Genomic DNA, 19,205 nt, shown 5'->3' with positions numbered 1-19,205 from the left:
GCGCAGGAAAAACCCGCAAATTCACGGAAAAAGACCCCGTGATACGCTACGGCCATGTTTACGCCCTCCCAAGCCGATGTTCGCCGGTTTTTTTGCTCTGTTTATGCCAAATCGTTGACTGTTCAACCACTGGAAGCTATCGAAACCATAGCAAGTCAATGGATGGACGAGCATCCCGAATACCACGCGGACTTCAAGGACGCAGACGCAGCGCTGGAAAAAACGTATGACGTGGAAGGCGGCAAAACCAATCCCTTCCTGCATTTGTCGATGCACCTTTCGATCAGCGAGCAATGCTCCATTGACCAGCCCCGCGGCATTCGACAGGCGGTCGAGCTGCTGACAGCCCGGCGCGATTCCCTGCATGCAGCGCACCATGAAACCATGGAATGTCTGGGCAGCATGGTTTGGGAAAGCCAGCGTTCAGGCCGTCCGCCCGATGGCGCCGCCTATATCGAGTGTGTCCAGCGACACGCCACGCGAGACTGATTACGGGCAGGCCATTGCCGGTTTGCCACACACCCATAAAAAAAGCCGCTTGTTCAGCGGCTTTTTAACGTACTGGCGGGTTCGCCAAATCAGCGAAAACGGCTCTCGGGAACCACTTTCAGGTCACCTGGCACAGAGGACAGGTAGCTGGCCATGGCCTTGAGTTCGGCATTGGTGTACTGCTTGGCCATGACACCCATGATGGGATGGGCGCGGCCAACCTTGGCGTTGGGATTGGTGCCGTTGTCTGACTTGTAGGCCTTCAGCGCCACGTACAAATAGTCGGCATGCTGGCCAGCAATCTTGGGGTAGGAAGGATCGATGGGCTTGTTGAAATTGGCGCCGTGGCAGGAGGCGCAATTGGCCTTGTTCAGCAACGCCTGAACTTCTGCGCCGGCCTCTTTGGCGGGCTTGTCAGGCAACTGGGCATCGGCTACCAGGCCATGCACACTGTAATAGGCTGACAGGTCGGCAATGTCCTGGTCCGTCAGGGTGGCAGTAATGGCGCGCATGGTGGGGTGCTTGCGGCTGCCTTTTTTGTACTCATACAGCGCAGAAGAGAGATAGGCGGCACTCTGGCCCGAGATCATGGGCACTTTGTAAACCTCGGGAAAGGAGGCCTGATAGCCCTTGATACCGTGGCAACCAATGCACATCGCGTTCTTGGTTTGGCCGGCGTTGGCATCGCCCTTGATGTCCTGGGCAAAGCTCGCGACCGTCACTGAAGAGAGGGCCAAGGCAATTATCGAGGTGAACAGCTTATTCATTTTGCGCGCACAATCCGGTGAAAAGTCATCGTTTAAACAACGGTGGATTATATCTGGGCCTGTCTGCATCCAGACCGTTGCCGATAATCTCACCGAACACCCCATCCATGTCAATACGTTCATCGCAAAACCCATGAAATTTCAAGGCTCAAAAAACTACGTCGCCACGCCCGACCTGATGCTCGCGGTGAATGCCGCATCGACGCTGACCCGGCCACTGCTGGTGAAAGGCGAGCCGGGCACTGGCAAGACCATGCTGGCCGAGGAAGTGGCCCAGGCCCTGAACCTTCCGCTGCTCCAGTGGCACATCAAGTCCACCACCAAGGCACAGCAGGGCCTGTATGAATACGACGCTGTGTCTCGCCTGCGCGATTCGCAACTCGGCGACGAAAAGGTCAAGGACATCCACAACTACATTGTCAAGGGTGTGCTGTGGCAGGCGTTTACCGCCGACGAGCCGGTGGCCCTGCTGATTGATGAAATCGACAAAGCCGACATCGAGTTCCCGAACGACCTTTTGCGCGAAATCGACCGCATGGAGTTTTACGTCTATGAAACGCGCGAGCTGATCAAGGCCAAACACCGGCCGCTGGTGTTCATCACGTCGAACAATGAAAAGGAATTGCCGGACGCTTTTTTGCGCCGTTGCTTTTTTCACTACATCAAGTTCCCCGATGCCGACACCATGAAGCAAATCGTGGACGTGCACTTCCCGACGCTCAAGAAAGAACTGCTTGCCGCAGCGATGAAAACGTTTTACGACGTACGCAACCTGCCCGGCCTGAAAAAGAAACCGTCCACCAGCGAACTGCTCGACTGGCTCAAGTTGCTGGTGGCCGAAGACATTTCGCTTGAAGCGCTGCAAAGCACCGACCAGAAGGTTGCCGTGCCACCGCTGATCGGCGCACTGCTCAAAAATGAACAGGACGTGACTTTGTTTGAAAAGCTGGTGTTCATGCAGCGCAACAACCGTTAATCCCGAAAGCTACGGCATGAACCAGCGGTCGTTGTGGATAGAAGGCGTGTCAGATGCCATTGGTTTTCTGGGCGGCGCGCTGCTGGGTTTCTGGGCCGGTCATCTGCTGGGACTGGAGATCTTTGCGCCGGGCTACGGCAACCGCACCATTGGCGCCATCTTGCTGGTCGGGCTGGGCGGAGGTCTGGGTCTGCAGCTCGCGCGGCGCTGGCGTTGCACACTGGCAAGAAAACGCGATGAAAACCAGTGACCTCGTGAACATGACGTCCCCGCCCTGTTCATGGCAAGTCAGCCTTGTTCAATATCTGTCGGTTGGTGAGCAAAACAATCGCCTGGCAAAAGGATGCACACTGAATGCGATTCATTGAACCCATTACCCTGACAGGCCACGAGTGGGTGATCCTGGAGCCGCTGGAAAGCAGGCACGAGTCCGAACTGCTGGATGCAGCCAGGGACGGCGAACTCTGGAAGCTCTGGTACACCGCAATTGCCAGCCCTGACGCCGTGATCAACTACATGAACGACGCCCTGAAAATGCGCGATGCATCCGGCGCCATGCCGTTCGTCGTGCGCCGCAAGCCGGACGGGAAAATTGTCGGCGCCACCCGTTTCTTCAATGTCGACCCTAAAAATCGCCGGCTGGAAATTGGCCACACCTGGTACAGCAAAAGCGTTCAGCGCACCGGATTGAACACCGAGGCCAAGCTGCTTTTGCTGAAGCACGCATTTGAGAAACTGAACTGCATTGCGGTGGAATTCCGCACCCACTGGTTCAATTTCGACAGTCGGGCAGCCATTGCCCGACTGGGCGCCAAACAAGACGGCGTACTGCGCAACCACCAAATCTCGCCCAATGGCACGCTGCGCGACACGGTTGTGTTCAGCATCATTGCCAGTGAGTGGCCCACGGTCAAGGTGCACCTGTTGCATCAACTTGGCAAACCCCGCGACTGATTGTTAAATACACCATGCTGATCGATTTTTTCTACACCTTGCGTTCGGCCAAGCTGCCGGTTTCCGTCAAGGAATTCCTGATGCTGCTCGAAGCGTTGCAGGCCGGCGTGGTCGGTCCCAACAGCGGCCAGGCTGACGGCCTCGATGGCGACATCAGCGAAGGCGCTTACAAGATTGACGACTTCTATTACCTGAGCCGCACGGTCCTGGTGAAGGACGAAAAACACTACGACAAGTTTGATCGCGCCTTTGCCAGCTATTTCAAGGGCGTGGAAATGGTGGCCGACTTCACCAAGGACATTCCGCTCGAATGGCTGCGCAAGAACCTGGAGCTCGAACTCAGCCCCGAGGACAAGGCGAAGATTGAAAAAATGGGTTGGGACGAGCTGATGGAAACGTTGAAAAAGCGTTTTGAAGAGCAAAAAGAGCGCCACGAGGGCGGCAGCAAATGGATTGGCACCGGCGGCACCTCTCCCTTTGGCGCCAACGGCTTCAACCCGCAAGGCATTCGCATCGGCCAGGAAAAAAGCCGAAACCGCAGCGCGGTCAAGGTGTGGGACCAGCGCGCCTACAAGGATTACGACGACACGCAGGAACTCGGCACGCGCAATATCAAGGTTGCTTTGCGTCGACTGCGCAAGTTCGCCCGACAGGGCAACCAGGAAGAGCTGGACCTGGACGACACCATCCGCTCGACCGCCGCCAATGCGGGCTGGCTCGACATCAAGATGGTGCCCGAGCGCCACAACAACGTGAAGGTGCTGCTGCTGATGGACGTGGGCGGCACCATGGACGACCACATCCACCGTGTTGAAGAAATGTTTTCCGCTGTCAAGGCCGAGTTCAAGCACCTGGAGTTCTATTACTTCCACAACTGCGTGTATGACTTCATGTGGAAGAACAACCGCCGCCGTTTTGCCGAGAAGTTTCCGACCTGGGACATCATCCGCAAGTACAACAAGGACTACAAACTGATCTTTGTCGGCGATGCGACCATGAGTCCCTACGAAATCCTGCAGGCGGGCGGCAGCGTCGAATACAACAACGAGGAAGCCGGCGCCGAATGGCTGCAGCGGCTCACCAACGCGTTTCCAAAATTTGCCTGGATCAACCCCGAGCCGCAGGGCATCTGGCAATACCGCCAGAGCATCAGCGTGATCCAGCAGCTGATGGGCCAGCGCATGTATCCCCTGACCCTGAAAGGGCTTGAAGAAGCCATTCGGCTGCTTTCGAAATAATGTCAAAGTAAACTGGCGCCGTGATTCACAACAGTACCCACTGCCTGCGGACAGCCTTTGGTACATTTCCAACCTCTGCCCGTTCTGCGCTCTCCTCTTTTGCACTGACAGCGTTGTTTATCGTTTCGGCGGCCAATGCACAAACGGCCGCGTCTGTGGCTCCGCCAGCAGATCCGTCGATATCGTCTATTTCCACACCCCCTTCCAGCGTCCAGCAAACAGCACCCGCGCCTGAACCTCCGCCCGAACAAGTCGAACCCGAAAATACACCGCAAGGCGCTGTCGGCCCGACCAGCGCCGAGCCCGAAGTGACTGCTTTTGACATAGTGGTTCGCGCGCCGTCAGAAGTTCGTGAAATGCTCGAAAAGCACCTTGAACTGCAGCGCTACCGCGCCGTCACCGATCTGGACGCTGCCGAGTTGGCGCGCCTGATCGTGCTGGCCGAACGCAATGTGCGCAATCTGGTGGGCACGTTGGGCTACTTCAGCCCCGAAATCCGCATCACGCGCGAAGGCAGTGCTGATGAGCGAGCCGTCATCGTGGTCGCAGTCGAGCCGGGTCAAGCCACGACCATCGGCCCGGTGGCCATAACCTTTGCCGGTGAGATTGCCGAATCATCTGACGCCGACGCGATGGCGCAACGCACTGAAATTCAGCGCGACTGGCGCTTGCCAACAGGCCAGTCTTTCACCCAGGACGCCTGGAGCAGCGCCAAGACCCAGGCTTTACGTCAGCTGGTCGCCCGCCGCTATCCAGCGGGCAAGTTAGCGGGAAGCCTGGCCGACGTGGACGCTCCGAGCCACACGGCCAGTTTGCGGGTGGATCTGGATTCCGGCCCGCTGTACCGGTTGGGCCCGATGCAGGTCAGCGGCGTCGAGCGTTTCGCTCCGGTGCTGGTGCCCCGCCTGGCGCGGTTGAATGAGGGCGAGGTCTACGACCTGAACCGGCTGGTCCAGGCACAGTTGCGACTGGCGTCCAGTGGCTACTTTGACTCGGCCTATGTTTTCATCAATCCCGACAACGACCCGCTGGCGGTTCCCGTGCAAGTACAGGTGCGTGAAGCAAAGCTTCAAAAAATCATTCTTGGCGTTGGCGTGACCACCGACAGCGGGCCACGCGCCTCGGTGGAGCACACGCATCTCCGGGTACCCGGCACTGACTGGCGCGCTGTGACCAAGCTCCAGCTGGAGAAAAATTCGCCGTTTGTCCAGACCGAATGGACCTCCATTCCAGACGAAGCCAACTGGCGCTGGGGCGTCCTGGCGCGTGCCGAGCGGATCAATGACAACGAGTTGATCACTCAGGCGCAGCGCCTGCGATTTGGCCGATCGCAAGTTGGCGACCGGATTGACCGCAATATTTATCTTCAATACGACCGGGCCAACGTGCAAGGCGCGGGGCTTCTGGGCAATTCAGCGGCTGCTACCGGCGACGGCTCGGCACTGACGGCCAATTACGTCTGGACCGGTCGGTACTTTGACAGCCTGCCTTTTCCCAGCCGTGGCTATGCCTTGGGCGTTGAACTGGGAGCCGGCACCACATTGGGCCAGGACCGCCAGCCCTTTACCCGCACAGTCGGCCGCTGGCTGGGGATCAAGCCCCTGGAAAACGGCCGGATTGCGATGCGCGCCGAAGCCGGCGCAGTACTCGCCAAGGACACGGCGAATATTCCGGCCACCCAGCTGTTTCGCACCGGAGGCGACAACACGGTGCGGGGCTATGGCTACCGCGACATCGGCATTGCGCTGGCCAACGGCGTGATTGGTCCCGGCCGGTACCTGGCCATTGGCAGTGTCGAGTGGCAGCGTCCCATCACCCTTCGTGGCCAATCCAACGAATTCGAACACACGGTGTTCGTCGACGCCGGCGCAGTGGCTGACAAGCCGCAAGACCTGCGGCCGTCCTTCGGCGTCGGAACCGGCCTGCGATGGAAAAGCCCGATCGGTCCCCTGCAGATTGACCTGGCCTATGGCCTGAAGGTCAAGCAGGCACGCTTGCATATCAGCGTCGGCTTCGTTTTCTGATGGTTGCCCCCAATACTTCCCATAACCAGCCCGCTGTTGCTGCCAAGCCATCAAGGCCATGGCTGAAAGCGGCTGCATGGACAGCCGCCGGCCTTGTCATGCTGGCTGTTGGCACGACGGGCGGGCTGTGGTGGTGGGCTGGCACTGAAGGCTCGCTGGCCAAGGGTCTGCGCTGGGTCGGCCAGTCCCAGCCGCTGACCTTTGAATCGGCAACGGGCTCCTTGCGGTCTGGCGGGCATATCGACCAGTTGCGCTGGCAACAGGACGGCATCTCTGTCGATGCCCGCGACGTCAGCCTGGCCTGGCAGCCCTGGTCGCTGCTTCAGGGAACGCTCAAGCTCGACCGCTTTGCCGCTGCCAGCATTGACGTGACCGACGTGCGCCCCCCAAGTCCCACGCCGGCGGCACCGCCCAATGCTTTGGGCCTTCCCTTGCGGATTGCGCTCGACGAGTTCTCGGTGGGCCAGTTCAAGCTTGCAGGCAACACCGCATTCACCGCCTTCAAAATTGCAGGCGGTTATGTCTACACCGGGCTGGCGCATCAGCTTGACCTGAAAAGCGTGTCCATTGACAAGGGCCGCTACAGCGGACGTGCCGCATTGACAGCCACCAGCCCGCTGACACTCGATGCAAGTCTGTCAGGCACGCTCGATGCGGCCATCCCCAACGGCGCACTGTCCGTGCCGCTGGCATTCCAGGGGACCGTCAAGGGACCCCTGACCGAACTGCTGGTCAAGGCCGAACTGCAAGTCACCACGCCAGCCACCGGTGAACAAAAACCATCCGGGCAGCCCCAGGCGAGCGCGACTGCTCGCGTCATGCCTTGGGCGGCACAGCCCTTGCCGCAAGCCGATGCCACCTTCCGTGACCTGGATATCGCAGCCCTGCTTCCAGACATGCCGCAAACGCTGCTGACAGGCAGCGCCAGCGTCAGGCCGCTCGAAGCCAGCAGACCGGTTGACCCCGGCAAGCCATCTTCCGCCCTGCAGGCCTGGGCACTGCAGCTAAAACTTGTCAACGCACTGCCCGGCCCCTGGGACCAGAAGCGCCTGCCGCTGGAGCAACTCGACACCCAGGGCGAATGGCGCAATGGGGCTGCCATGGTGCGTAGCCTCAAGGCGCAACTTGCTGACGGTGAACTTCTGGCCAACGGCCAATGGACCCAGCTACCCCCCGTTGGCGAAAACGCTGCGGCAGTTCAGGCTATGTCCGACCCGACCTGGAAAGTCGATGCCACGCTCAAGGGCATTAACCCTGCCCAACTGCACACCCAGCTGGCGCCCCTGCCGCTGAACGGCAAAGCCGAAGCCAGCGGCCAAGGCGCCAACCTGCGTTTCGATGCCAGCGTACAAACCGTGTCCGGCACGAAAGCAGCCGGCAGCCGGCCAGCGCCCCGAACCCATTCCGGACAGAATAACTTTTTGCAGCAATTGCGCCTGCGCGATGCCAGCGCCACGGGAACCTGGGACGCACAGCAAGCGGGCGGCACATTGGCGCTTTCGGCGCTGCGGGTCCGCACCGACGATGCCGAATTGAAGGGCCAGCTCGAAGTCCAACCCACGGAAAAAGCCGGTCAGGGCGCACTGGACCTGACGGCGCCTGGCTTGAACGCCCGGTTCAAGGGCGCGTTGCGGCCCACCACTGGCGATGGCGAGTTGCAACTGCAGGCCGGCGACGCAGCGCAAGCCTTGCGCTGGCTGCAAAAACTTCCCGGCATGCCGGCTGCCGCGTTGAACGCCTCCGCCAGTGGCAACGCCGGACTTCAGGCACTCTGGCAAGGCGGCTGGCAGAACCCGGCAGTGCAGGCGACACTGCAAGTCCCGTCAATGGACTGGATCGCGGCCAGCCCCAAGGCCGTGAAAAAGGTAAAAGTCACACCAGTAACACCAGTAACACCAGTAACACTAGAAACGCCCACAGCGCCGGTTGCTGCTACCGCAACCCTGTTGAAAATCCGCGAACTTCGGGCCACGCTGTCAGGCCGCCTGAGCCAGGCGCAGCTGCAAGCGCAGGGCCGCGTTGAAATCGACCAGCGCCGCTATGCGCTGCAAATGGCAGGCGATGGCGGGCGCATGCAAACGGCGGGCAAAGCCAATGACGGGCTGAACGAGGCGCCTTGGCAAGCCGTGGTCAGACAATTGAGCCTGAGCGTGGAAGACCCCGCCTTGGGCGCTGGTGCCTGGCGACTGGCCACGCGCGGTCCGCTGCCCCTCAAGTGGACCCCCACGCGCAATGGCGGCGCTTTTGAAAGTGGCGCTGGCGAAGCCCTGTTGACGGCGCCATCTACCAATGTGTCAATCGCTGCGCCATCACAAGCCGCAATCTCATGGCAACCCGTGCGCTGGCGCTCGGGTGAACTCGTGACCGCTGGAAGAATAACCGGCCTGCCGATCACCTGGGTTGAATTGATCGCCGGTCCACAAATGAAAGATGCCGGGCTGGGCGGCAGCCTGGTGTTTGACGGTCAATGGGACGTCGTGCTTGGCAATACCCTGCAGCTCAAAGCCAGCTTGGCGCGCAGCAGCGGCGATATTACCGTGCAGGCCGAAGGTGTTCAAGGAAATTCGGCGCGCGTGGCAGCCGGCATCAGGCAAGCCCGGCTTTCGCTGGAAACCGCAGGCGACGCCTTGAGCCTTGCACTGGTCTGGGACAGCGAACGTGCCGGCACGGCCAGCGGCCAGTTCAGGACGCGGCTGACTCGCGCCGCTGAAGGACAAGAAGCCATCGGCGGATGGCTCTGGCCCGAAGATGCGCCATTGAGCGGCCAGTTCAAGGCGCAACTGCCGCGCATCGGCGTCTGGTCCTTGCTGGCGCCGCCTGGCTGGCGCCTGCGCGGCTCGCTGGGCGCGGCCGTCGCCATTAGCGGAACACGCGCAAACCCTCGCCTGGCAGGCGATTTGCAGGCCAATGACCTGTCATTGCGTTCAGTGGTCGATGGCATCGAGTTCGGCAATGGCCGCCTGCGCGCCCGGCTCGACGGCACCCGCATGCGCATCGACGAATTTACCCTTCAGGGCGCAGGCGAAAAAGGCACCGGTGGCAGTCTTGACGCCCAGGGCGAAGCGGGCTGGATAGACGGCAAGCCGCAGGTGCAGCTTGCCGCCAAATTGAAAAAGCTGCGCGCCAGCATCCGCACCGACCGTAAAGTGACGGTTTCGGGTGATATCCAGGCCAGCCTAAAGGGCAACGCGGCTGAACTCACTGGCAAGCTGCTCATCGATCAGGCGCGCATCCTCTTACCCGAAGAAGGCACGCCGCAACTGGGCGATGACGTGGTGGTGCGCACCGCCAGCGGTGCGGCAGCAGGGCAGAAGGCCCCCGAGAAAACCAGCGCCCAGACTGCCGACAAGGCGCCAAGGCCCCTCAAGCTGGCGGTCGAGATCGACCTGGGACGCGATTTCCAGATTCAGGGCAAGGGCATTGACACGCGAATTCAAGGCACGCTCACCCTCAGCGGCGACTCGCTGACCGGTCCGCGCCTGCTGGGCACGGTCAGGACCGCTGGCGGTAAATACCGCGCCTATGGTCAGCGGCTGGATGTCGAACAGGGCCTGATTCGTTTCACCGGAGCCATCGACAACCCGACGCTCGACATTTTGGCCATTCGTCCCAACCTCACCCAGCGTGTCGGCGTGCAAATCACCGGCACCGCCTTGCTGCCCAGTGTCCGCCTGTATGCGCAACCCGAATTGCCGGATGCTGAGAAGCTGTCGTGGCTGGTCGTGGGCCGGGCGTCGGCTTCGGGCGGCGCTGAAGCTGCCTTGCTCCAGCAGGCGGCACTTGCATTGCTGGGCAGCAAAGGCGGCGGCATGTCAGGCGGTCTGGCCGCGTCGCTGGGTCTGGACGAGCTGTCGTTCCGGGGCGCATCAAGCAATGCGGACGGCACGGCCTCCGGTGGCGCAATTACATTGGGCAAGCGCTTTTCGAACAATTTTTACGCAGCCTACGAACGCAGCATTTCTGGCGCCCTCGGAACGCTGTTTGTTTTCTACGACCTGTCGCAGCGCTTCACGATCCGCGCCCAGGCAGGCCAGCAAAGCGCGGTGGACCTGATTTTTACCATTCCCTACGACTGATTCAGCCGCCACCGGCATTTAAAAAAGGGCTGGTCAGCGCATACAATTGACGGCTATTTGCTTGTTGCCAAGATGTGCCGCCATAGTTCAACGGATAGAACGAGTGCCTCCTAAGCGCTAGATACAGGTTCGATTCCTGTTGGTGGCACCACCTGATCAAATCGAGCAGTGTCATACATTCTCACAACCCGCGTAGCTCATAACTACAGCGGGTTTTTTGTTGTATCAAACGGCATTTCAAGAGATACCAAAAACTGAATGAGTTCTGAAATTTTCCGGGCTGATTTCAATACTCTGAAACACGCGAAAAGTAAAAATTTCAGCGTTTTCAAGCGCAGGCGCCAGAATCTTGCTGCAGTCAAAATTTGGCATGAAGCTGGTGTAGCTTTCCTTGTTCAGTTGGCTATAGCCGGTGTTGCCTGTTGCGTTTCAAGCAATAGCGGAACGCGTTTTTCTGGCAATCTCACCATTCAAAAAATTCAGCACTAACGCTATTCTATTGATAGCTACCAACATATGAATGGTATGCGGAAAAGGCATTTTTAATGATAAAAATTATTTCCTGGTTATGGCGGATTCGCTCTGGACTCTGGAATCCTTTGATGAACACAGGCGGACGTCGAGAAGGTTTGAAGTTTCAATCTTGAGTCCCAGATGCGGCGCTTGCCCAAACCAAGCCGCACCCCGATTGGCGCCAATCCTAGGAACGCCTCACCAGCAATTGCGAAGCAAGTTGCTCCAGCGCATGACTGTAAGGATTTTTAGGCAAGGCTTGCAAAGCATCCAGCGCACGCAGCGCTTCTCCGGCAGCAGCGTCCCGGGTGGCCTGCAGGGCGCCGGTCTGCTGGACAATGGCAATGATTTCTGCCATCTGCCCGGTGCCGCCGGTTTCAATCGCCTGCCGGATGGTCAGGCGCTCGGCTTCGGTGCCGCGCTGCATGGCGATGATCAGGGGCAGCGTGACCTTGCCTTCGCGCAAGTCATCCCCCAGGTTTTTGCCCATTTCCAGCACGTCGCCGTCATAGTCCAGCACATCGTCAATCACCTGGAACGCCGTGCCCAGCGCCTGTCCGTACTCGGCGCAATGCTGCTCGACAGCGGCTGAAGAACGGGCCAGCAAGGCGGCCAGCCGGGCACTGGCTTCAAACAGCTTGGCGGTCTTGGAGCGGATGACGCGCAGATAACCCTCTTCGGTCAGGTCGGCATCATGCATGTTCATGAGCTGCAGCACCTCGCCTTCGGCAATCACGTTGGTGGCCTCTGCCAGCGTTTCCATGATGCGCATCTCGCCGACTTCCACCATCATCTGGAAGGCGCGCGAATACAGGAAGTCGCCGACCAGCACGCTTGCGGGGTTGCCAAATACCTCGTTGGCGGTGGAGCGGCCCCGGCGCAGCGTCGATTCATCGACGACATCGTCATGCAGCAAGGTGGCAGTGTGAATGAATTCCACCACGGCAGCCAGGTTCAGCCGTTGCGGGCCGTGGTAGCCCAATGCGCCGGACATCAGCAGGACCAGGGCTGGCCTCAGACGCTTGCCACCGGCGGCAATGATGTATTGCGACACCTGTGCGACCAGAGGCACATCGGATTCAAGCCGGCGGGCAATGATGGCATCCATGGCTTTCATGTCGTCGGCGATCAGGGCAAGCGCAGCAGCGGTACTGGAAGAATTGGCAGACAAAGATAAATCCCGACATTAAGTTTGGGCAGATTATAGAAAGCCAGACATGCCTTGCAGGCCATCAAACCGAAGCAGGACAGGTTTGACTGTACATTTTTTAAGCGCAATGCTAGAATCTTGGGCTCTGTGGAAATCCGTCCGCAGAACTCAATTTACGAGGGTTTACATGTACGCGGTCATAAAAACCGGCGGCAAACAATACAAAGTTGCTGCTGGAGAAAAAATTAAAGTAGAACAGATTGCTGCGGACGTAGGCCAAGAGATCGTTATTGACCAGGTATTGGCTGTCGGCGAAGGCAGTTCAATCAAGGTTGGTACGCCCTTGGTTTCCGGCGCAACTGTTACTGTCACGGTGCTGTCTCACGGCAGGCACGACAAGGTTCGCATTTTCAAAATGCGCCGTCGCAAGCACTATCAGAAACGCCAGGGTCACCGGCAGAACTTCACTGAACTGCAAATCGGCGCGATCGTCGGCTAATCAGTCCAGTACCAGGAGTAACGAAAAATGGCACAGAAAAAAGGCGGCGGCTCTACGCGAAACGGGCGTGATTCACAGCCCAAGATGCTTGGCGTCAAGAAATTTGGCGGCGAAGTAATCAACGCCGGCAGCATCATCGTGCGCCAGCGTGGTACCCAGTTCCACCCGGGCGTCAATGTCGGCATCGGCAAAGACCACACCCTGTATGCACTGGTGGACGGTCAAGTCTCCTTTTGCGTCAAGGGTTCGATGAACAAGCGCACTGTCAATGTGACCTCGGCGTAAGCCGATCACTTCGATGGCATCGAAGCCCCGACCAGTCGGGGCTTTTTTGTTTGTCAAACGCCCTCCTGATTTCCTTTCCTTCCTGCACACCACTCCATCATGAAATTTGTTGACGAAGCTTATATTGACATTGCCGCCGGCGATGGCGGGAGCGGCTGCGTCTCGTTCAGCCACGAAAAATACAAAGAATTCGGTGGTCCGAACGGGGGGGACGGCGGGCGCGGCGGCCATGTGTACGCAGTGGCGGACATCAACCTGAACACGCTGGTCGACTTCCGGTTTTCACGCCGGCACGAAGCGCGCAATGGCGGCCACGGCATGGGTTCGGACATGTTCGGAGCCAAGGGCGACGACATCATCTTAAAAATGCCGGTTGGCACCATCCTGACCGATGGCGAAACCGGCGAAGTTCTTTTCGAGTTGCTGGTGCCCGGCGAACAGATCCTGATCGCCAAGGGTGGCGACGGCGGTTTTGGCAACCTGCGCTTCAAAAGCTCGACGAATCGAGCGCCGCGCAGCAAGACGCCCGGCTGGCCCGGCGACCGCAAAAGCCTGAAGCTCGAACTCAAGGTGCTGGCCGATGTGGGCCTGCTGGGCATGCCGAATGCCGGCAAATCGACGTTCATCTCGGCGGTCTCGAATGCCCGACCGCGCATTGCCGATTACCCGTTCACCACGCTGCACCCGAATCTGGGCGTGGTCCGGGTCGGGCCTGAACAGAGTTTTGTCGTGGCTGACTTGCCCGGTTTGATTGAAGGTGCATCGGAGGGTGCGGGCTTGGGGCACCTGTTTTTACGGCACCTGCAGCGCACCCGCCTGCTGCTGCATATTGTCGATCTGGCGCCGTTTGATGAAAACGTCGATCCGGTGGCGCAGGCCAAGGCCATCGTCGGCGAGCTCAAGAAGTACGACGAGGCACTGCACAAAAAGCCGCGATGGCTTGTCCTCAACAAGCTCGACATGGTCGATGGCGACAAGCGTGTTGAAGTCGTCAAAGATTTTGTCAAGCGTTTCAAGTTCAAAGGCCCGGTTTTTGAAATTTCTGCGCTGACCCGCGAAGGCTGCGAGCAGCTTGTCAAGACGATTTACCAGCATGTCAAGAAAGTCCAGAAGAGCGAGCAGCCCGAGGAAGAAATCGATCCACGTTTCATCGAACTGCCGCCCGAGCCCAAAAGCCCGGCGTCCTCCGACTGATGACGGTTCACTCCCCTGCAACCGAAGCCTGTCGGTTGCTCTGTAAATAATAGCTGACTACGCGCACCCACCTTGCGCCAGAGCCTTGAAACACTGAAAAATGTACGATCCTTCAGGTTCTCCTGTTTTGCGCAACGCCCGGCGCATTGTGGTCAAGGTCGGTTCCAGCCTGGTGACCAACGAAGGCCGGGGACTGGATGCCGAGGCCATCGGCCAGTGGTCCGAGCAGCTGGCCGCCCTGGTCAAGGATGGACGCGAAGTCATCATGGTGAGCAGCGGCGCGATTGCCGAAGGCATGAAGCGGTTGGGCTGGCGCACACGTCCCAAAGCCATTCATGAACTGCAGGCGGCAGCCGCCGTGGGTCAGATGGGCCTGGTGCAGATGTATGAAACCAAGCTCCGCGAAAACGGCATCGGCAGCGCGCAGGTGCTGTTGACCCATGCCGATCTGGCCGACCGGGAGCGCTACCTCAATGCGCGATCCACCCTGCTGACGCTCCTGCAGCTTGGCGTGGTGCCAGTAATCAACGAGAACGACACGGTCGTCAATGACGAGATCAAGTTTGGCGACAATGACACCCTCGGTGCGCTGGTGGCCAACCTGGTCGAAGCCGATGCGTTGATCATCCTGACCGACCAGAAGGGCCTGTACACCGCCGATCCACGCAAAAACCCGGCAGCGCAATTCATTCATGAAGCCAAGGCCGGCGACACAGCGCTCGAAGCCATGGCGGGCGGCGCGGGTTCCAGCATTGGCCGCGGCGGCATGATCACCAAAATCCTGGCAGCCAAGCGTGCGGCGGGTTCTGGGGCCTCGACCGTGATTGCCTGGGGCCGTGAACCCCAAGCCTTGATTCGGCTGACCCGTGGCGAGGCGATTGGCACGCTGCTGGTGGCCCAGACCCAGAAAATGCAGGCGCGCAAGCAATGGATGGCGGATCATCTGCAATTGCGCGGTTCCGTCACGGTGGATATGGGCGCTGCCAGCATGGTGAAGATCAGCGGCAAGAGCCTGCTGCCCATCGGCATGACCGGGGTACAGGGTTATTTTTCACGCGGCGACGTGATTGCCATCAAGGACACAGATGGAATTGAAATTGCGCGCGGCCTGGCCAACTATTCCAGTTCGGAAGCCCGGCTGATTTGCCGCAAGGTTTCGTCGGAATTCGAACGATTGCTTGGCTACACAGGCGAATCCGAAATGGTCCATCGCACCAACCTGATCCTCAGCCGCTAGCCTGACGCAGGCATTGCCAGCAAAGGCTTGCGACCCTGGGCCTATGGCGTCACGCCGTAATTCGGGTTCTTCAACCGGTTCACCATTTCCCTGACGGACGTTGCCGGTGCTGCATTGTCACAAGCACCCGCCTTTGCCAGGCGCAAGGGATGTTTGAAGGGTGCATTGCCATACATAGAGCGCCATTCCGGAGTGCTGACCGGCGTCCACTTCCTGTCAGTCGAATAACGGGCATAGGTCTTGAACTCACCGGTGGCGCAGCGTATGCCTTCATACATCACGTTGCGCACCCCGCTGGCGCTGGTCGCCACCATCACATAACGCACCAGACCATCGCTTTGGGTGATGCTGATGGACGCAGGATCAACGCCGTACACCAGTGATGAATTGGGTGAAACATCCACACTGACCAGCTTGTCCACATCAAAAGCAGGCGGCGGCGGTGCATCGGACTCTTTCCATTCGGGTTCATCGACGTCAAATTGTGACCAGACCGGGGTGGTCAAACCAAGCAGCAAGATACTTGCAACTATTGAGACGGACTTGAATTTCATATTTTTTTCGAGGGTACATCCAGGCCATGACTGGTTTGTGGATCAGGCTCGAAAGTAGCGCCGGGTGGCAACTCGAAAGGAACTCCCGGACGACTGGCGCAAGCAGGAATTCCAACCCCGGCAAGGAACGACGCAGACTCCGCCGACTGGCCGGCCAGCAGGTCGCGCTGGTGCAGTCCGCCGCGCAAGAAGCGGTTGCGCTGCTCAGGACGCACATCAAAGCGGAATTCGCAGCGTGGCACGAACCGGGACAACTCGGTCAGCGCCATTTCGTAAACGCCACGCTTGAACTCGACCACCACATCAAGCGGCACCCAATAGTCGTTCCAGCGCCATGCATCGAACTCCGGATGGTTGGTGGCGCGCAGGTTCAGATCCCAGTCGTGACCGACCAGTTGGAGCAGAAACCAGATTTGTTTCTGGCCTTTGTAGTGTCCGCGCGCATCGCGCCGGATGAATCGGTCGGGCACCTCATAGCGCAACCAGTCTCGGGTACGGGCCAACACCTGAACGTGCTGTGGGTGCAGGCCAACCTCTTCATGCAACTCGCGAAACATGGCTTGTTCAGGGTTTTCGCCCCGATCAATGCCGCCTTGCGGAAATTGCCACGAGTGGGTACGGATGCGTTTGCCCCAAAATACCTGACTTCTCTGGTTGAGCAAGATGATGCCGACATTGGGCCGAAATCCGTCCCTGTCAAGCATAATCAAACCTCAAAATTTTTAAACTGAGTCCATTATGCACAGCGAAGGCGCACCCGCCAAGCGCCCGGCCGGACGACAGTCTCCAAACCCAGAAAAATAGCCCATGAAAGCCTCCCAGTTCTTCATTTCCACTCTCAAGGAAGCCCCGGCCGACGCAGAAATCGTCAGCCACCAGCTCATGATGCGCGCCGGCCTGATCAAGAAACTGGGCGCCGGCATCTACAACTACATGCCCATGGGACTGCGCGTGATCCGCAAGGTCGAAGCGATTGTCCGCGAGGAGATGAACCGGGCCGGCGCGATTGAAATGAGCATGCCGGTGGTGCAGCCCGGCGAACTCTGGCAGGAAACCGGCCGCTTTGAAAGCATGGGGCCTGAACTGCTGCGCATCAAGGACCGCCATGGCCGCGACTTCGTGGTGCAGCCAACCAGCGAGGAAGTCGTCACTGACGTGATGCGCCAGGACATCCGCAGCTACAAGCAGCTGCCCAAAAACCTCTACCAGATCCAGACCAAGTTCCGCGATGAGCGCCGTCCGCGTTTTGGCCTGATGCGTGGCCGTGAATTCATCATGAAGGATGCTTACAGCTTCGACCGCGACCCCCCCGCCGCGAAGGTCAGCTACCAGAACATGGCGCAGGCGTATCGCCGTATCTTTGACCGTTTCGGCCTGACCTACCGCGCCGTGGCCGCCGACAGCGGCGCCATCGGCGGCGACCTGAGTGAAGAGTTCCAGGTGATTGCCGCCACCGGCGAGGACGCAATCGTCTACTGCCCCACCAGCGACTACGCGGCCAACATGGAAAAAGCCGAGGCGCTGGCTCCTGCCGGCCCGTGCCAGCAGGCTTCGCAGCCGCTCACCAAAACGGCGACGCCGGGCAAAGCCACCTGCGCCGATGTGGCAGAGCTGCTTGGCATCCCGCTGGAAACGACCGTGAAGTCGCTGGTGTTGGCCACGGACCAGACCAACGAAGCTGGCGAAGTCGTCAAGGCACAGGTCTGGCTGCTGCTGCTGCGCGGCGACCACCAAATGAACGAAATCAAGGTCGGCAAGGTGGTCGGTCTGGCTGGTTTTCGCTTCGCCACACTGGCCGAGATTGACGAGCACTTTGGCTGCGAGCCGGGCTACCTCGGACCACTGAACCTGAAAAAGCCGGTCAAGCTGGTGGTGGACCGCGAAGTCGCCGTGCTGGCCGACTGGGTCTGCGGCGCCAATGAAGCCGATTTTCACATCACAGGCGTGAACTGGGGCCGTGACCTGCCCGAGCCCGACTTGGTCGCAGATATCCGCAACGTGGTCGCCGGCGACGCGTCGCCTGACGGCCAGGGCGTGCTGGCCATTGAGCGCGGCATCGAGGTCGGCCATGTGTTCTACCTCGGCACCAAGTACAGCAAAGCTATGAACGCCACCTTCCTGGGCGAGAACGGCAAGCCGCAATTCCTGGAAATGGGCTGCTACGGCATTGGCATCACCCGCCTGCCGGCAGCGGCCATCGAGCAGAACCATGACGAGCGCGGCATCATCTGGCCGGATGCGATTGCCCCTTTCACGCTGGTGATCTGCCCGATCAGCCCGGACCGTTTTCCTGACGTGAAAGCGGCTGCCGACAAACTGCATGCCGAATTGCTGGTCGCAGGCGTCGATGTAATGCTGGACGATCGCAACGAGCGGCCGGGCGCCATGTTTGCCGACTGGGAGTTGATTGGCGTGCCGCACCGCATCACGATTGGGGACCGGGGCCTGAAAGAAGGCCATATCGAATACCAGCACCGCCGCGACACGGCCGCCAGCAAGGTCGATGCGGCGAACGTGTTCGACTTTCTCAAAAACAAACTGGCGTTGTGAACGCTGGCAAATCGTGTTGATCCGCTTATGACTGTGCTCCTGTCGGCTACAAAAGCACCATTGACTTTTTCAAGGAGAAAATGGCTCTACCGCTTTTCTGGCGGTGGGTTATTGCTATTTTTTTCGAAGCACGCAAGTGCTGGAGGGCAGCTTGAGGAACCGCTGATCGACTCGGTGCGAACGGCATTGGGCTCGGCCATTGCCAACCATGCACCGCCGATTCCCGAATTCGGCAGCACCGAATCCAAGCTGGCGTATCTGCGCTGGCTGGGCACCATGAGCGAGCGCCTGAAACGCAAAATACCCGAACTGCAGATTCGCAGGGAATTTTTGCAAACGGTCTGGTACGAAAGCAGGCGCGCCGGGCTGGACGTGACGCTGGTGATGGGCCTGATCCAGGTCGAAAGCAATTTCCGCAAGTTCGCCGTCAGCAGCGTTGGCGCGCGCGGCTACATGCAGGTCATGCCGTTCTGGACGCGCGTGATTGGCGATGGCGACCCGGGCAAGCTGTTCCACATGCAGACCAACCTGCGCTTCGGCTGCGTGATTCTTCGCCATTACCTGGACCGGGAGCGCGGCGATCCTTTTCTGGGACTGGGCCGTTACAACGGCAGCCGGGGCCGGGCGCCCTACCCCGAAGCGGTATTTGCCGCGCAGCGCAGCTGGCTGCCAGAAGACCGCGCCATCGGCTGAAGCACT

Annotated in this window: 18 protein-coding genes and 1 tRNA gene; 15 read left to right on the top strand and 4 right to left on the bottom strand. The window is 59.5% G+C overall.

Annotated features, from left to right (window positions below):
• The first annotated feature begins 54 nt into the window (after positions 1-54).
• A complete protein-coding gene (locus tag H4V98_RS06200; protein WP_196863067.1) occupies positions 55-489 on the top strand; it encodes a DUF1841 family protein in 435 nt (144 codons plus the stop codon).
• Between the two features lie 89 nt (positions 490-578).
• On the opposite strand, the gene H4V98_RS06195 is transcribed toward H4V98_RS06200, so the two are convergent.
• Entirely contained in the window at positions 579-1,256 is a 678-nt protein-coding gene (locus tag H4V98_RS06195) for a c-type cytochrome (RefSeq protein ID WP_196863066.1), read from the bottom strand.
• A gap of 133 nt (positions 1,257-1,389) precedes the next feature.
• Here H4V98_RS06195 and H4V98_RS06190 point away from each other — a divergent pair, with 133 nt between their 5' ends.
• The 8 genes from H4V98_RS06190 (at position 1,390) to H4V98_RS06155 (ending at position 11,013) form a co-directional block, all read left to right on the top strand.
• On the top strand, positions 1,390-2,232 hold the full coding sequence (locus tag H4V98_RS06190; protein ID WP_196863065.1) for a MoxR family ATPase: 843 nt from the start codon (positions 1,390-1,392) through the stop codon (positions 2,230-2,232).
• A 16-nt stretch (positions 2,233-2,248) separates the two neighbouring features.
• Complete coding sequence (locus H4V98_RS06185; RefSeq protein WP_196863064.1) at positions 2,249-2,482, top strand: hypothetical protein; 234 nt, start codon at positions 2,249-2,251, stop codon at positions 2,480-2,482.
• Positions 2,483-2,586: 104 nt separating this feature from the next.
• A complete protein-coding gene (locus H4V98_RS06180) occupies positions 2,587-3,186 on the top strand; it encodes a GNAT family protein (protein WP_196863063.1) in 600 nt (199 codons plus the stop codon).
• Positions 3,187-3,200: 14 nt separating this feature from the next.
• Complete coding sequence (locus H4V98_RS06175; protein ID WP_196863062.1) at positions 3,201-4,424, top strand: VWA domain-containing protein; 1,224 nt, start codon at positions 3,201-3,203, stop codon at positions 4,422-4,424.
• Positions 4,425-4,579: 155 nt separating this feature from the next.
• Positions 4,580-6,448 carry a BamA/TamA family outer membrane protein gene (locus tag H4V98_RS06170; protein ID WP_280757348.1) on the top strand — a complete coding sequence of 623 codons (1,869 nt, stop codon included), beginning with the start codon at positions 4,580-4,582 and terminating at the stop codon, positions 6,446-6,448.
• 98 nt (positions 6,449-6,546) lie between these two features.
• Positions 6,547-10,524 carry a translocation/assembly module TamB domain-containing protein gene (locus tag H4V98_RS06165; protein WP_231374679.1) on the top strand — a complete coding sequence of 1,326 codons (3,978 nt, stop codon included), beginning with the start codon at positions 6,547-6,549 and terminating at the stop codon, positions 10,522-10,524.
• Between the two features lie 76 nt (positions 10,525-10,600).
• Positions 10,601-10,675: transfer RNA gene (locus H4V98_RS06160), tRNA-Arg, on the top strand.
• 107 nt (positions 10,676-10,782) lie between these two features.
• On the top strand, positions 10,783-11,013 hold the full coding sequence (locus tag H4V98_RS06155) for a hypothetical protein (protein WP_196863060.1): 231 nt from the start codon (positions 10,783-10,785) through the stop codon (positions 11,011-11,013).
• 211 nt (positions 11,014-11,224) lie between these two features.
• Here H4V98_RS06155 and H4V98_RS06150 read toward each other — a convergent pair whose 3' ends face one another.
• Positions 11,225-12,208, bottom strand: coding sequence for a polyprenyl synthetase family protein (locus H4V98_RS06150; protein WP_196863059.1), 984 nt, complete (start codon positions 12,206-12,208; stop codon positions 11,225-11,227).
• 166 nt (positions 12,209-12,374) lie between these two features.
• On the opposite strand from H4V98_RS06150, the gene rplU reads away from it, so the two are divergent.
• The 4 genes from rplU to proB all read left to right on the top strand — a co-directional run bounded on the left by rplU (position 12,375) and on the right by proB (position 15,402).
• A complete protein-coding gene (rplU, locus tag H4V98_RS06145; RefSeq protein ID WP_011800165.1) occupies positions 12,375-12,686 on the top strand; it encodes a 50S ribosomal protein L21 in 312 nt (103 codons plus the stop codon).
• Between the two features lie 27 nt (positions 12,687-12,713).
• Positions 12,714-12,971, top strand: a complete 258-nt coding sequence (rpmA, locus tag H4V98_RS06140) for a 50S ribosomal protein L27 (protein WP_036805995.1) — start codon at positions 12,714-12,716, stop codon at positions 12,969-12,971.
• Positions 12,972-13,070: 99 nt separating this feature from the next.
• The gene (gene cgtA, locus H4V98_RS06135; RefSeq protein ID WP_196863058.1) at positions 13,071-14,165 is read left to right on the top strand and encodes an Obg family GTPase CgtA; all 1,095 of its coding nucleotides are present in this window, start codon (positions 13,071-13,073) and stop codon (positions 14,163-14,165) included.
• 100 nt (positions 14,166-14,265) lie between these two features.
• Positions 14,266-15,402 carry a glutamate 5-kinase gene (gene proB / locus H4V98_RS06130; RefSeq protein WP_196863057.1) on the top strand — a complete coding sequence of 379 codons (1,137 nt, stop codon included), beginning with the start codon at positions 14,266-14,268 and terminating at the stop codon, positions 15,400-15,402.
• A 41-nt stretch (positions 15,403-15,443) separates the two neighbouring features.
• Here proB and H4V98_RS06125 read toward each other — a convergent pair whose 3' ends face one another.
• Together H4V98_RS06125 and H4V98_RS06120 are read right to left on the bottom strand one after the other, a co-directional pair.
• Complete coding sequence (locus tag H4V98_RS06125; protein ID WP_196863056.1) at positions 15,444-15,956, bottom strand: CNP1-like family protein; 513 nt, start codon at positions 15,954-15,956, stop codon at positions 15,444-15,446.
• Positions 15,953-16,660: an RNA pyrophosphohydrolase gene (locus tag H4V98_RS06120; protein WP_196863118.1), complete on the bottom strand. Its 708-nt coding sequence runs from the start codon at positions 16,658-16,660 to the stop codon at positions 15,953-15,955. The genes H4V98_RS06125 and H4V98_RS06120 overlap by 4 nt, the downstream gene beginning before the upstream one ends.
• A gap of 103 nt (positions 16,661-16,763) precedes the next feature.
• Between H4V98_RS06120 and H4V98_RS06115 the strand changes: the two genes are divergently transcribed.
• Positions 16,764-18,506 (top strand): proline--tRNA ligase, encoded by a 1,743-nt coding sequence (locus H4V98_RS06115; RefSeq protein ID WP_196863055.1) that lies wholly within the window; start codon positions 16,764-16,766, stop codon positions 18,504-18,506.
• A gap of 27 nt (positions 18,507-18,533) precedes the next feature.
• A complete protein-coding gene (locus tag H4V98_RS06110) occupies positions 18,534-19,199 on the top strand; it encodes a lytic transglycosylase domain-containing protein (RefSeq protein ID WP_196863054.1) in 666 nt (221 codons plus the stop codon).
• Positions 19,200-19,205: the final 6 nt, after the last annotated feature.

The organism is Polaromonas sp. CG_23.6 (assembly GCF_029892315.1).
GTDB lineage: Bacteria > Pseudomonadota > Gammaproteobacteria > Burkholderiales > Burkholderiaceae_C > Polaromonas.
Note: the sequence above shows the minus strand (reverse complement) of the source record. Positions and strands in the feature narration are given on the sequence as shown.

Coding starts and splice junctions, on each gene's coding strand:
- H4V98_RS06200 (WP_196863067.1), top strand. CDS start 55: ATGTTTACGCCCTCCCAAGCCGATGTTCGCCGGTTTTTTTGCTCTGTT.
- H4V98_RS06195 (WP_196863066.1), bottom strand. CDS start 1,256: ATGAATAAGCTGTTCACCTCGATAATTGCCTTGGCCCTCTCTTCAGTG.
- H4V98_RS06190 (WP_196863065.1), top strand. CDS start 1,390: ATGAAATTTCAAGGCTCAAAAAACTACGTCGCCACGCCCGACCTGATG.
- H4V98_RS06185 (WP_196863064.1), top strand. CDS start 2,249: ATGAACCAGCGGTCGTTGTGGATAGAAGGCGTGTCAGATGCCATTGGT.
- H4V98_RS06180 (WP_196863063.1), top strand. CDS start 2,587: ATGCGATTCATTGAACCCATTACCCTGACAGGCCACGAGTGGGTGATC.
- H4V98_RS06175 (WP_196863062.1), top strand. CDS start 3,201: ATGCTGATCGATTTTTTCTACACCTTGCGTTCGGCCAAGCTGCCGGTT.
- H4V98_RS06165 (WP_231374679.1), top strand. CDS start 6,547: ATGCTGGCTGTTGGCACGACGGGCGGGCTGTGGTGGTGGGCTGGCACT.
- H4V98_RS06155 (WP_196863060.1), top strand. CDS start 10,783: ATGAGTTCTGAAATTTTCCGGGCTGATTTCAATACTCTGAAACACGCG.
- rplU (WP_011800165.1), top strand. CDS start 12,375: ATGTACGCGGTCATAAAAACCGGCGGCAAACAATACAAAGTTGCTGCT.
- rpmA (WP_036805995.1), top strand. CDS start 12,714: ATGGCACAGAAAAAAGGCGGCGGCTCTACGCGAAACGGGCGTGATTCA.
- cgtA (WP_196863058.1), top strand. CDS start 13,071: ATGAAATTTGTTGACGAAGCTTATATTGACATTGCCGCCGGCGATGGC.
- proB (WP_196863057.1), top strand. CDS start 14,266: ATGTACGATCCTTCAGGTTCTCCTGTTTTGCGCAACGCCCGGCGCATT.
- H4V98_RS06125 (WP_196863056.1), bottom strand. CDS start 15,956: ATGAAATTCAAGTCCGTCTCAATAGTTGCAAGTATCTTGCTGCTTGGT.
- H4V98_RS06120 (WP_196863118.1), bottom strand. CDS start 16,660: ATGCTTGACAGGGACGGATTTCGGCCCAATGTCGGCATCATCTTGCTC.
- H4V98_RS06115 (WP_196863055.1), top strand. CDS start 16,764: ATGAAAGCCTCCCAGTTCTTCATTTCCACTCTCAAGGAAGCCCCGGCC.
- H4V98_RS06110 (WP_196863054.1), top strand. CDS start 18,534: ATGACTGTGCTCCTGTCGGCTACAAAAGCACCATTGACTTTTTCAAGG.